Origin of the sequence: Mesobacillus jeotgali (assembly GCF_900166585.1) — a bacterium.
Taxonomy (GTDB): Bacteria; Bacillota; Bacilli; order Bacillales; family Cytobacillaceae; genus Mesobacillus; species Mesobacillus jeotgali_A.
Genome location: NZ_FVZC01000007.1, coordinates 727,994 through 740,589, shown reverse-complemented (window position 1 = coordinate 740,589; position 12,596 = coordinate 727,994). Strand labels below are relative to the sequence as shown.

At 44.4% G+C, this 12,596-nt stretch carries 12 protein-coding genes and 1 riboswitch; of the genes, 4 read left to right on the top strand and 8 right to left on the bottom strand.

Features of this window, described 5'->3' with window-relative positions; genetic code table 11:
- Nucleotides 1–48: 48 nt before the first annotated feature.
- The gene (locus tag B5X77_RS04960; RefSeq protein ID WP_079505666.1) at nucleotides 49–879 is read right to left on the bottom strand and encodes a basic amino acid ABC transporter substrate-binding protein; all 831 of its coding nucleotides are present in this window, start codon (nucleotides 877–879) and stop codon (nucleotides 49–51) included.
- 171 nt (nucleotides 880–1,050) lie between these two features.
- Between B5X77_RS04960 and B5X77_RS04955 the strand changes: the two genes are divergently transcribed.
- The 3 genes from B5X77_RS04955 (at nucleotide 1,051) to B5X77_RS04945 (ending at nucleotide 3,692) form a co-directional block, all read left to right on the top strand.
- Complete coding sequence (locus tag B5X77_RS04955) at nucleotides 1,051–1,419, top strand: VOC family protein (protein ID WP_079505664.1); 369 nt, start codon at nucleotides 1,051–1,053, stop codon at nucleotides 1,417–1,419.
- A 104-nt stretch (nucleotides 1,420–1,523) separates the two neighbouring features.
- Nucleotides 1,524–2,738, top strand: a complete 1,215-nt coding sequence (locus B5X77_RS04950) for an MFS transporter (RefSeq protein ID WP_079505662.1) — start codon at nucleotides 1,524–1,526, stop codon at nucleotides 2,736–2,738.
- A 168-nt stretch (nucleotides 2,739–2,906) separates the two neighbouring features.
- Entirely contained in the window at nucleotides 2,907–3,692 is a 786-nt protein-coding gene (locus B5X77_RS04945; protein WP_079505660.1) for a formate/nitrite transporter family protein, read from the top strand.
- A gap of 64 nt (nucleotides 3,693–3,756) precedes the next feature.
- On the opposite strand, the gene B5X77_RS04940 is transcribed toward B5X77_RS04945, so the two are convergent.
- The 4 genes from B5X77_RS04940 to B5X77_RS04925 form a co-directional block, all read right to left on the bottom strand.
- Nucleotides 3,757–4,761 carry an ABC transporter permease gene (locus B5X77_RS04940; RefSeq protein WP_079505658.1) on the bottom strand — a complete coding sequence of 335 codons (1,005 nt, stop codon included), beginning with the start codon at nucleotides 4,759–4,761 and terminating at the stop codon, nucleotides 3,757–3,759.
- A gap of 1 nt (nucleotide 4,762) precedes the next feature.
- Entirely contained in the window at nucleotides 4,763–6,271 is a 1,509-nt protein-coding gene (locus B5X77_RS04935) for a sugar ABC transporter ATP-binding protein (RefSeq protein ID WP_079505656.1), read from the bottom strand.
- Nucleotides 6,272–6,451: 180 nt separating this feature from the next.
- Complete coding sequence (locus tag B5X77_RS04930) at nucleotides 6,452–7,552, bottom strand: sugar ABC transporter substrate-binding protein (RefSeq protein ID WP_079505654.1); 1,101 nt, start codon at nucleotides 7,550–7,552, stop codon at nucleotides 6,452–6,454.
- Nucleotides 7,553–7,652: 100 nt separating this feature from the next.
- A riboswitch (SAM riboswitch) is annotated at nucleotides 7,653–7,758 on the bottom strand.
- A gap of 178 nt (nucleotides 7,759–7,936) precedes the next feature.
- Entirely contained in the window at nucleotides 7,937–10,681 is a 2,745-nt protein-coding gene (locus B5X77_RS04925) for a dynamin family protein (RefSeq protein WP_079505652.1), read from the bottom strand.
- A gap of 373 nt (nucleotides 10,682–11,054) precedes the next feature.
- Between B5X77_RS04925 and B5X77_RS04920 the strand changes: the two genes are divergently transcribed.
- Nucleotides 11,055–11,564 carry a hypothetical protein gene (locus B5X77_RS04920; RefSeq protein WP_079505650.1) on the top strand — a complete coding sequence of 170 codons (510 nt, stop codon included), beginning with the start codon at nucleotides 11,055–11,057 and terminating at the stop codon, nucleotides 11,562–11,564.
- A gap of 32 nt (nucleotides 11,565–11,596) precedes the next feature.
- On the opposite strand, the gene B5X77_RS04915 is transcribed toward B5X77_RS04920, so the two are convergent.
- From B5X77_RS04915 to B5X77_RS04905, 3 genes are read right to left on the bottom strand one after another with little or no spacing between them, the layout of a single operon-like run.
- Nucleotides 11,597–11,812, bottom strand: coding sequence for a hypothetical protein (locus B5X77_RS04915; protein WP_079505648.1), 216 nt, complete (start codon nucleotides 11,810–11,812; stop codon nucleotides 11,597–11,599).
- A 53-nt stretch (nucleotides 11,813–11,865) separates the two neighbouring features.
- The gene (locus B5X77_RS04910) at nucleotides 11,866–12,063 is read right to left on the bottom strand and encodes a hypothetical protein (protein WP_079505646.1); all 198 of its coding nucleotides are present in this window, start codon (nucleotides 12,061–12,063) and stop codon (nucleotides 11,866–11,868) included.
- Nucleotides 12,056–12,583, bottom strand: coding sequence for a Rieske 2Fe-2S domain-containing protein (locus B5X77_RS04905; protein ID WP_079505644.1), 528 nt, complete (start codon nucleotides 12,581–12,583; stop codon nucleotides 12,056–12,058). Before B5X77_RS04905 ends, B5X77_RS04910 begins: the two co-directional genes overlap by 8 nt.
- Between the last annotated feature and the right edge of the window lie 13 nt (nucleotides 12,584–12,596).

Sequence of the window (12,596 nt, the reverse complement as noted above, 5' to 3'; positions counted from 1 at the left end):
CGCTGTTTTAAGTGTTACGCATCTTAGCAGTTTAATTGATTTTGTGTTTTACTTTGATGCTTTATCCTGTTCAGCCTTCAGCATTTCGATGTTCGGTTTTTGGCCGAACCATTCCTGATAGATTTTTTCATAGGTGCCATTCTCGACGATTTTCTTGATGGCTTTGTCAAAGTCCGCTTTCAGCTCGGTCCCTTTCGGAAAAAGGATACCGTAATATTCTGCTTCGAAGCTGCCGATGTCTTCGATGACCTTGAGTTTTTCATCCGGATTGTTCTTCGCGTAGACTTCAACCACTCCATTATCCGCCACTACGGCATCGGCGCCGCCGGAAAGCATTTCCATGATGGCCAGGTTGTTGTTATCAAATTTCTTGATATCTTTATTGTTTTTGCCAAGCAGTTTATCCATTGCTTCCTGCCCGGTTGTGCCGTTCTGGACTGCCACTACTTTGCCTTTAAGGTCATCGGCATCTTTGATGTCGCTGTCTTCTCGGACAAGGATTTTATTAGTGGAAAGGAAATACGGCAATGAAAAGTCGTATGTCTGCTTGCGCTCGTCATTGATTGAAATTGAGGATACTGCCAGATCAGCACGGTTGCTGCCAATCTCAACGAAAATCGGATCCCAGCCAACATGATCGAACTTCAGCTCATAACCAGCTTCTTTTGCAGCCGCCTTCAGGAAATCCACATCAAATCCGACAATCTTATCGCCTTCCATATATTCGAATGGCGCATAAGCTGCATCCGTTACCACTCTGAGCTCCTTTTTCACAGTTCCGTTCGTTTCCTCCGTTTCGCTTGTTTTGCTTGTGCCGCATGCTGACACAACAAGCGTTAACATTGCCAGCATGACCATGGCAAAGTATCTTTTTTTCATTGAAAATGCCCCCTCTTGTAAATACGTACAAAACTTTACTAAATTTATATGTTGGCGGTCAGGCTTGTATTACAGCAATTAAGGATAAGAAAAACTTATTGCTTTTAATTTATAACCTGTTATTTCCTAATCTTTCCTATGGAATTAAAATAAAAAGGGGGAGGGATTATAATGACTTTTAAATTTAAAGCAATCGACCATGTTCAGCTAGCAGCTCCGAGTGGTACTGAAGAGCAGGCAAGGAAGTTTTTTGGTGAGATATTAGGTTTTGAGGAAATCGAAAAGCCTGATGAACTAAAAAAACGCGGCGGTGCCTGGTTTCAATTCGGCTCTTGCCAAATCCATGTCGGGATAGAGAAAGATTTTGTTCCAGCAAAGAAAGCACATCCAGCTTTTGAAGTGGAAAATATTGAAGCACTGAAGGAGCATCTGTCAGCTGCTGGGGTTAAATACCTCAAGGACGACAAGCTGCCTGGAGCAAATAGGATCTATGTGAATGATCCATTTGGAAACAGAATAGAATTGCTTGAGTGGCACTAGAATAAACCACTCTAAGCTTGCTCGGTTGGTTTTCAATCGAGCAAAAATTTGCTATAATATTTAGAAAAGCGAAATATTCGTGCTGAGAAAGAAGTGTTAATGGAATGACCCAGCAGCAAAAGGCAAAGCGCAACTTGATGATCATGTGGTTCGCGAATTTCTTTATCGCAGGCAGTATGACAATGGTAATGCCTTTTCTTTCATTGTACATTGAATCGTTTGGTGACTTTTCGGAGAGATATGTCCAGAACTGGTCGGGCATCACATTCAGCATTACTTTCGTAACAGCTTTTATTTTTTCGCCCATCGTCGGAAGGCTTGGAGACCGATTCGGCCGCAAAAGGATCCTTATTTTCATGGCCTTTGGGATGGGATTATCCGTTTTTCTGCTAGGCCTGGCCTCATCGGTTTGGGAATTATTTTTACTTAGAATGTTCATGGGCTTGTTTTCAGGCTTTATTCCAGTGTCCCAGGCACTAGTTTCTACACAGACGCCAAAAGAACAGGCTGGAAAAGTATTGGGTACCCTGCAGACAGGCAGTATTACGGGATCATTGCTTGGACCAATGATTGGCGGTGTCCTTGCTGACTCTTTAGGCTATGCAGCAACCTTTCAATCAACGTCGGCTTTTATCATCCTGTCCGGCCTCCTCGTGTTCATGGTACTGGAATACAGAATTGATATTAAGAAGGGCAGCAAAACAAATTACAGCCGTAAAGAAGTGCTTCAGCATATTTTCAGAAATCCAATCATGGTAAATGTCCTGCTCATGTCCATGCTCGTCCAGATTGCCCATTTCAGCATCCAGCCTATTCTTTCCTTATATGTAGGCGAGCTGCACGGACATGTAAATCTGGCTTTCTATTCAGGGATCGCCTTTTCCGCTGCAGGCCTCGGCAATCTGTTAATGGCACGGAAATGGGGCCAGATCGCAGACAAGGTGGGCTATATAAAAATACTTGTCATTCTCCTGTTTCTGTCGGCAATCATTTATCTGCCAGGCGGTTTTGTCACGAATATCTGGCAGCTCGTCCTGATACGATTCCTGCTGGGAATTACGATTGGAGGCATCATTCCTGTCAGGGTTGCCTACATCAGGCAGGAAGCTCCAGTGGCGATGCAGGGCGAAGTACTTGGATATAACACCAGTCTCCGTTTCTTTGGGAACATCATAGGGCCTGTGCTCGGAGGATTCCTTGCCGGCTATTTTGGCTTTACATCCGTATTTGTCCTCACCAGTGCCCTCCTGCTCATAAGCGGCATCGTGCTGTTTTCGTCAATGCAGCGGAATCCACAGTTCGTAAGAGATTCTTTTTAACATGGAAAAGACTGAATCGGCCGAGATTCAGTCTATTTTTATGCCTAATAATTGATGACAAACAAAGCTTGGCTGTTTTTCCTCCCTCAACTCAGGGAAGTATTTACATAGGAGAGCCCCATTGAGGCAGAATACTCTTATTACATACTGACGACGGGTGGTTTTAGTTTGGAGGTACAAGCATTACAAGAGGTTGAGAAACTGGCCTTAAAAAAGCAAATGATATTTAAACAGAGCAAAATCCGCTATCTTGCAAGGGCTGCCCTCGCTTCGATGTTCATAGGATTTGGAGTGATTGTCGCATTCAAAACAGGGAATCCCTTTTATGTTGAACACTCCCCCTTTGCCTACCCGATAGCAGCCATTACCTTTGGTGCCGCGATCATTCTCATTGCCTATGGTGGAGGAGACTTGTTTACCGGGAATACCTTTTACTATACGTTTGCCGCTCTGAGAAAGAAGATGGCCTGGCTTAATGTCGGAAAGATGTGGATTTACAGCTATATCGGCAATATTATCGGAGCAGCTGCTTTTGCCTTTTTGATTTATACAACGGGTTTATTTGATGACCATTCCGTAAACGGATTTTTGTTAAGTGTGGCTGAAAAAAAGACAACAGCACCAACCATTGAGCTGTTTTTCCGGGGAATCCTCTGTAACTGGCTTGTTTGTCTGGCGTTCTTCCTGCCGATGGCAATGAAGGGCGACGGAGCAAAAATGTTCGCCATGGTCTTTTTCGTCTACTGCTTTTTCATATCCGGATACGAACACAGCATTGCCAATATGTGTACCTTTGCAATCAGCATGGTACTGGAGGACCGGCAGTCTGTTACTTTTGCAGGGGTGATCCACAATCTGATTCCGGTCACGATTGGAAATCTGATTGGCGGCGGAATTATGATGGGCTGGATGTATTATTACGCAAATCAGCCGTTTTTTGAAGAAAAGCGATAATCAATAGTAAAGCCGGATTTAGGATAATTCCAAATCCGGCTTTTCGGTGTAATGCACACTGTTATCAATGGTTCTGCTTATAGTAGGTAATACCAAGAGCAAATGCCAGCACCGTTCCCTTTACGATATCCATTGCATAGTACGGGACGGACATCATCACGAGGCCGTTTTGGAGAATGCCGATCAGCACCGCTCCGATAAAGGTCCCGAATGCGTTGGGCTTGCCAGCTCCGAGGACGGAAAATCCGATGAAGGCAGCTGCGACTGCATCCATTAAATAAGGCGAACCTGCATTGATTTCCGCGGTCATGACTCGTGAGGCCAAAACAATTCCGCCGATTGCTGCGAATAGCGCTGAAAGCAGATAGGCAGCCGTTTTATAACGGTTCACAGGAATTCCAGAAAGCCTGGCCGCTTCTTTGTTCCCTCCGATTACATACATATAGCGCCCATGCTTGGTGTAGGTCAGAAAAATATGGACGATGAGCACCGCAACAGCCATAATCAGGATAATCCACGGAACCTGCCCTATTTTAGCGAAAAATGAACTGATTGTTCCTGTTGAAAAACTTCCATCAGGCATGATCATATTCTCAGAGACAGTCGCACCCTTCGTATAGGTCTGCGCCGTTCCCTGGATGATGAACATCATTGCCAGTGTCATCAGCATGTCCGGAATCTTCAGCTTGACGATCATCAGCGAGTTGAGTGCTCCAACAATCAATGCTGCGGCAATTGCGGATAAAACCGCAATCAAGGTGTTCTGCGAAAACCAGACGAACATGGAAATGACAATCGCATTGGATAATGATGCAACTGAACCGACTGATAAATCGAAGCCATCAACAGTCAGCGAGATGGTGATGCCGATTGCGATGATGGTCACAATCGAAATGGACCTTAAAATATTGATGACATTGTCGCCGTTGATAAAAGTTGGATTTGCTGCCGCGAAGATGGCGATGAGCACAAAAATCGTCAAAATCGTTCCATACTTGTAAAGGAACTGGAACAACTCAAAAGTTTTCTTCGGCGGCGTTTCCTGCTTCAATGGGAGTTTGGCTTCCATCCTATCTGCCTCCTGTTGAGTAAAATAATAGTTCTTCTTCTGATGTTTCGGCTGTTTCAAGTTCCTTGACAGGTTCTCCATCGTACAGGACGTATACGCGGTCCGTGATGCCGACGATTTCTGACAGTTCTGAGGAAGCATAAATAATGGCTTTGCCCTGTTCTGCCAGCCTGGCAATCAGCTCAAAAATATCTCTTTTTGCGCCAACATCCACACCCTTGGTAGGCTCATCAAAAATATACACATCTGCATCAGTCAGCAGCCATCTGCCTATTGCCACCTTCTGCTGATTGCCGCCTGAGAGATTCTCAACTTTGGCTGTATCCGATGGTGTTTTAATGCCAAGGGCTTTTATATATTCCAGCGCTGTTTCCTTTTCAGCACGCCGGTCGATAAAGCTTAAAAATCCAGAGAATTTTTTCAGGCTGACTGCCGTAAGATTCGATGTGACAGATTCAGCTACGAGAACTCCTTCCTTACGCCTTTCTTCAGGCACCAAAGCCAGACCGCTTTTTACCGCTGCATGCGGACTCGTCAGCTTCAGTTCTTTTCCATTAAGGAGCACTGTCCCATGGACGGTTGGTGATGCTCCAAAAAGCGCTTTGCATAGTTCCGTTTTGCCAGCTCCAACCAGACCGGCTATCCCGACAATCTCTCCTGCTTTTACATGGAATGAAGTATTTTTCACTTTGTCTCCATCTGTCAGGCCTGCCACTGTCAAAAGAGGATTGCCAATCGAGTTTTTTGACCTCTCTGGAAATTGATCCTCCAGCCTCCGGCCGAGCATATATTCAATCACCTGGTGAATATCCACATCAGGGATTTCCTTTTTCACAATAAACTCGCCATTTCTCATGACGGTAAGCTCATCACATAATTCAAAGATTTCCGGCATCCGATGAGAGATAAAGATGATGCCTACATTTCTTTTGGCCAGATCCCGAGTGATCCGGAACAATTCTGATGTTTCTGTGTGGCTCAGAGGAGCTGTTGGTTCATCGAGAATCAGATAGGTACAATCGCTTGAAATTGCCCGGGCAATCAGGACAAGCTGCTTTTCGGCAAGCGTCAGTTCACCCGCTAACTTTTTAACAGGAATCTTCAGATTCATGCCAAAAAGAATATCTTCTGCCTCCTTGAATAGCTGCTTCCAATTCATCCAGTGCTTATTTCCCTTTGACTGCACTGTTTGATTCAGCATGATATTTTCTGCAACAGTCAGCGACGGGATGATGGCTGTATCAACTTCCTGGTAAACTGTCTGGATCCCGAGTTTCTGTGCATCAGCAGGTGTCCTGATTTGGACCTTTTCCCCATCCAGGTGGATGTCCCCGGTGTAATGGTCATGTGCTCCGGAAAGCACCTTCATCAATGTCGATTTTCCCGCTCCATTCGCTCCGATCAGCGCGTGAATCCTGCCCGTTTCTATGCTGAATTGCACAGCGTTCAGCGCACGAACTCCCGGAAACTCAATCGTGATGTTCTTCATTTGAAGTTTCTTGGCTGTCATCCCGGTTCCTCCTTTTCCTATCAATCTGCAAAGCAGACACCCTCTTTAGTTTGAGAGTGTCTGCTTTGTTTCTCTTAACTGGAAAAAATCGTGCAGAATTTCCAGTTCGCTATAAAAACGAGAAATTCGCTATAAAAACAATTTTCCGCTATAAAATTGATTAGCAAGCCAGTTCAATCGTTATTTCTTATAGTGCTCCTTCAATTTTTCCATCCAATCTTCTAAAAACGCATCTGATTTGCCCCAGCCATCGATGATTTCAGCAAGACTAGCCATGTTGACCGGATTTTTTGACTTCTGAAGCTCTTCCTGGGAGATCAGTGAAGCTTCCAAGTCGTAGGTAGCTGGCGTTTCTTCGCCGGCGAGCTTCTTAGCTAGCAATCTCATATTCACTTCACCGATCAGCTTGGGATCCACCGCTGCTGTGTACTTCCACGGGCTGCCTTTTCCCTGGATTTCCTGGAGGTCAGCATTGGAAACGTCGATTCCATAAATTTTGATTTCATCTCGGCCAGCTTCCTTAATCGCACGTGCTGCGCCAATCGCAAACGCATCCCATGTCGCGAAAATCGCGTCAATTTCTCCTTTTGGATGCTTGTTCAGCATCGCTGCAACCGCATTCTGTGTCTGGACGCTTGTATCTGCTGCGGCAACTCCGAATCTCTCAACCTCTTTGATTCCCGGATTTGCCTTCAAGGTTTCCTGGTAAACTTTATTTCTTCTTACCATTGGCGGGAATCCATCGACCCAAAGATAAACGATATTCGCCTCTCCATTTTGGTCCTTTACTAACTGGTCGAGCGCCTGGGTTGCCAGGGCTTCATCATCCTGGGAAGTGAGTGTGACTCCTTCTACCTGGGCAAGGTCAGGGTTGGAATCGAATGTCACAACACTCTTGCCCTTTTCAGCTAATTTCTTCACATCTTCTACCGTTGCGGCATCATCGCCATGTGAGATAATGAATCCATCATAGTCCTGCTGCAGCCCCTGGTTGATGGCATCATGGAATTTGGCTGTGTCTCCGTTAGCCGTGAAAACGTCAACCTTGAAACCAAGCGCTTCCCCTTCTGCCTTTGCACCCGCTAAAAATTGCGCTGTATGATCATCTCCGCCAATCTTGCGGATTACTTTAATTTTAACTTCCTCGCCTTTGGCAAATCGCTCTGGTACTCCTTCAACAGGACCGCTGGCAGTCTTCGTTTCACCGCCGCCACAGCCTGTCAGCAGCAATGCCGAAGCCGCTGCCGTTAATAATATTTTTTTGAATCCAACTCTTTTCATCTGTATTTCCCCCTTTGGTTTATCCGCTCCGCTAACACAAATAAAAAAACCTCTCCAGAAAAGAGAGGTTTCGAACGCAAAATGAAAAGGTTAGATTCCTCTCTTATCTTTCAAAACAAAATTGTTTTGCAGGATTTAGCACCAATTCATAATAGAACGGTTGCCGGGCGTCACAGGGCCAGTCCCTCTGCCACTCTTGATAAGAGAAATTCTTTATTAAGTTAATCAGGCAAATTGATAAGCTTTACTTTAAACTCCCATACTCATATTGTCAATATTATTATGAAAATTTAATTTTATACTGAGAAAAGCGCAAACGATCAAGCTAGACAATTCAATCTTGTAAAAGGAGATTCCCAATGCCCGGGAATCTCCTTTTTACAATCATCCTTGGCCGGCTGCGGTCATCCATTCGTACTGGCGAAGTTTTACTTCATAAAGCGTCAATGGATCTCGGTACAGTTCCGGGTTGATTCTCAGTTTTTCCAATTCATTCTTTCCGTGCTCTATTTCGGTCTTAGCATCCTCTACTGATTCTTCAAGGACGTTGAATGGCTGTTTGAAGAACAGATTTACATCGCGTTCAATCGATTTTTCAAAAATCTCGAATTGCTGCAGGAACTTCTTTGCGATGGCTACGCCAATTTCATAATAATCCTCTGACTCGAGATAGGTTTTATATCTGTTATAAAGCATTGTATTGTTTTGCGGCAGCACTCCAAGCAGCTTTCCGGCGCTCTTCAGGAAAAATTGCTGTGGGGTAGAGCGGTTCATGATGTTGACCTTCTCATAGTGCACTCCATTGGTCATTCGGTCTGCATCACGGCGCCAGTCATCAAGCACCTTGAAATCGCAGTCGAGGCTGATTCGTTCTTCACCATACAAGGAATTAAAACTATCCGCCATTTCATTCAGATAGTTCTGGCTCTGGTCGAACTCTTCCTTTGAAAACTGAATCCACTCATGCAAGTCGGCATGGAACTTTGGCAGTAAGGTTTTGTTGAGATATTCTTCAATTCGGTTGTTCATTTCTTCGTCCATTTCCGAATGAATCTTCCCAAAATCACTATCTTCCGTTACCAGTTCTGAGCAGCTCCGCAGCAACTCCGGAACCTTCTCGATGATTTCCGCACGGGTTTCATCTTTGATTTTACGGAATGATTTCTGGATGGAGCGGGACTTCTCATCTTCAATGTCACCAAGCTGGTTGATGGCGCCATTCAGCTTGCTCACCATTTCCTCATTCCAGTTGATTGACTCCATATGGTTATTTTCGATTTCTACCCTTTTATCAAGCAGATAAGTAATGGCTCTTCTGACGAAGAATTGGAGTTTTGCAGTGCGTTCCTGCTCGATATTCAATGGACTTCTGTTTGCTTTGATAAAATTCGAAAAGTCCTTAAGCTGCTGCCCAGTATCATAATTGGATGAGAATGCGAACATTTTCGCATCCGGATAGAATTGACTGATTTCGGCCCATGTCTGGTCGAAAACTTCCGTTGCCTCCTGACGGCTGTATATCACGTCAATTTTATTCAGCAGGAAGTGAATCGGCAGATCAGGGAAGTACTCTGATATTTTCGCAAGGATTTCCCTTTCCTTTTCCGTAAAAGGATCATTTGCATTGAGAACGAATAGCAAGCTGTCAGCAAACCTCAAGTAATTATAGAGCGGGTGCTTTTCATAGTTATTTCGGTTGACGCCTGGTGTATCGATCAGTGCCAGCTCATGCTCCCGCAAGAATGGGAAGTCTGCCTTGAAGTCAATAATGGTTTCATGCTTATGATTTTTGCGGCTTACTCCTGCTGACTCCTGGAAGTCCTCAATATCTGTGATTTGGCGGACTTCTGTATCCGTAATCTCATGGGCCTCTGGATTTTCATGATTCATGAAACGAATGACAGCTGCAGTCGGCGCAGTAAGCAATTCCTCGCCGACAACCGTATTCACAAAGGAAGACTTCCCATTACCCGATACGCCGGCGACCAGCATATTATGGACATTCGATTCATGAAGCTCCTGGACCATCCATTTAATCTTGTTTCCGACTTGAATCTCATGGTCCTCAGCCCATTTGATGATTGTCTGGAATAATTCCAAGCTATCCCTGTAGCCATCTTGGTATTCCTGAGAGTTCAGTACTAATGTCTCAGCGTCGTGGATTGCCGAAGACGTAATTGTTCCCGGGAACACTTCGTTCCAGGCAATGATGGATGATGCTGCAACAAGGCTGTTCACCGGACTGGTTATTTTCAGCCAGTTCGTCAGCAGTTCAGGAATCAGCGGCGAGATTTCCTTGATCAGCCGGTCCCCATTTATCAAATCGAAATAGCTTTCCTGATAGACTGCTGAAAGCTCGGTCCAGCCATCTATCCTGTTTCCGTCCATCCCGCTGAATAATTGATTGAAATCCCTTAACCACGTCATGTAAGTGCTCTGGTTCCTAAAGCTTTGCCACAGGGTAACGGCCAGTTGTTCAAACCGGCTTCTGTCGACCTGGAATAAGACAGATAATGCCTCGTTAAAATATCCTGGTGAAAACTTGGCGGTATATCCTTGTTCCACATACTGGTTCAAAACATCAAACCATTTTGGCGACCCTGTCCTGATCCCTTCATTGACAGCAAGCTCGACCGCATTTTCCCAGTCATTTTGCTCCTCAAAGAAGGAACGGGCTATTTCTGTCACACCAGGGTAATCCGGATCGAGCGCGACTGTTTTCTTGATGACCGCTACAGCTTTTTCGAGCTTTCCCTGCTCTATGTAAAGTGATAACAGCTGCAGGCCACTCTCGATTTTCAGGACACTGCTTTCAGTTTCAATCGAAAGATAGAGATCTTCCGCAGATGTCAGCAGGCCAAGCTCGAGGAATGCATCCCCCATGTTCTTTTTTGCCCAGGCCTCCAGTCCATTCGTAATATTTTCCCACTTAAAGATTGCTGCTTCATAATCCTTATGGTGAAAATAAACCTCACCCTGCGCAAAGCGGATATATGATAAATCAGGCATATCATTCTTTTGTTCAGCAAGGTAAAGCTCCCCAAGCACCTGGACTGGATGTGTCCGGTTGCCAGAATCCACATAGGTTTCAAAATACGACTTTTTGATTAATTGCTCTTCAAATGTCATGACTTTCCTCCGACCTTTAATAATATCAATCCAAAAAAAGAGCCTTCAGACTCCTTCAGGCATGAAAAATTAGTTTAGTTAACTATTCTTTTTCCCTTCTGCTGCTTACCCTCAAACCTTATCATTGTATTCTATCAAACTATTTTTCATTCAAGATTTCAGGAAGCTTTCAGTTCTGCTACAAGACCTGAAAAATATGTAATGATTTTAATAATTCATCCACTTTATTGCCATATCCTGTCGAAATATAAGGACACCTATACCCTTCGAACTAATATTCTTATTTCTGGGCATGTAATGAAGTTTGTCACACCGCTGATAGGGCAAAATCATTATAATAAAAGGTATTAAACGATCGAAAAAGGAGATTGCTATGCTGACACTAAAAATTATGGGAATCCCCCTCGACCAAATTGCATCAGAACATATTAAAGGCCACTCTGTCTTGATGAACAATAAAACTCTTGCCACCGTAAAAGGTACGGATCATGAAGTGGAATTTCATATTGACCAGCATCTGGATCTGGAAGAATTCCAATTTTTGCGGGATATCATCCTGGAGATAAGCTACGGAAATGAAGCTGCCATCGATGAACAAGGCTGCCAGCTAGGCTACCTGGAGAACGGAGAGAAAGCATTCCTGATTAAAAACTGGGAAGAGTGGAAAGCATTCCTTATGAAAGCAAAACTAAGGACACTTGAAGGTCAAAACGTCCAGGCATTGAATGCGGAGGGCGAGGAACTCGGCTCCGGCCTGCTTGCCGAATACGAAGCAGCTTCAAGTCCATTCCGTATTTTAAGCTGTACTTTGATCACCTTATTCGGCGAAAGAAAATTTGAAGGGGAAAATATAAAGATCGTGCCGACAAATCAGTTCGGTTAAACAGAAAGAGCAGCGGGCTTCCGCTGCTCTTCCTATTTCTCTTTTTGCAGCTCATCAATGAGCTGCTTCGTCCGTTTCGCATTGCCTTCCGCGAAGTTTTCCAGACGGTCCTTTAGTTCAGCATCATCGTTGATACGCTCGGCTGTTATTAAGTATGTCCTCATCAAATCTTCTTCCATTTGAATTGAGTTTTCCAATACTTCTTCTAATGATTCTTTTTTGCTTTCTTGATGAAAAGGATTCTTCATATCAATCCTCCCTCTCGATTGAAAAGACCTCTCCTTTTATCATCGCCGACAGGTTACTTTTTATACTCCGCCTTCTTCCATATAAAGAAGGCGGCCGTTGCTAAAACTGTGGAAATCAATGCGACGATGACCGCGCCATATACACGCTCGTCTTCATGTCCGTAATAACCCTCAATCGCATTGGAAAGCGAGAATACATTGACGGCAAGGAACAGGAAAATGGAGAAGAATGCTGCTCTTTTTTTATCCATGCCTTACTTCCCTCCCAACTGCAAATACCTTTCCATCCTTGATTTCAAGCAGGATTTTCGGAAGCTCACGCTGCGGAGGTCCCGCCATAGGCTGTCCGTTGTCTACATTGAAATAGCCTTTGTGGCATGGGCAGAGAAGAACGTTTTCCTTATGCTCGTAAAAAACAGGACATTGCAGGTGTGTACATTTATTGTTGTAGGCAACGAATTTATCGTCCGGCGTCCTGACCAGGATAGCTGGCTCATTCTTTGTCGGATAGTTAAAATTCCTTGACTCACCGATTGCCAGGTCATTAATATCAGTGACTTCTACTCTCTTCACTTCGCCGTTTTCATCCCGCAGGAAAGTGAAAATTCCAAACGGAGTCGTCGCAAGACCGATTGCAACCGTTGCACCAAAGGAAGCTTTAAGGAACGCCCTTCTATTCAGATGGACATCGTCTTTCCTGTTCAGGTTATCGATCAGTTTGATCATATCTTTATCATCTTCATGATGGTTTTGCTTTTTTTCATCACTCATCGCCAAATCCTCC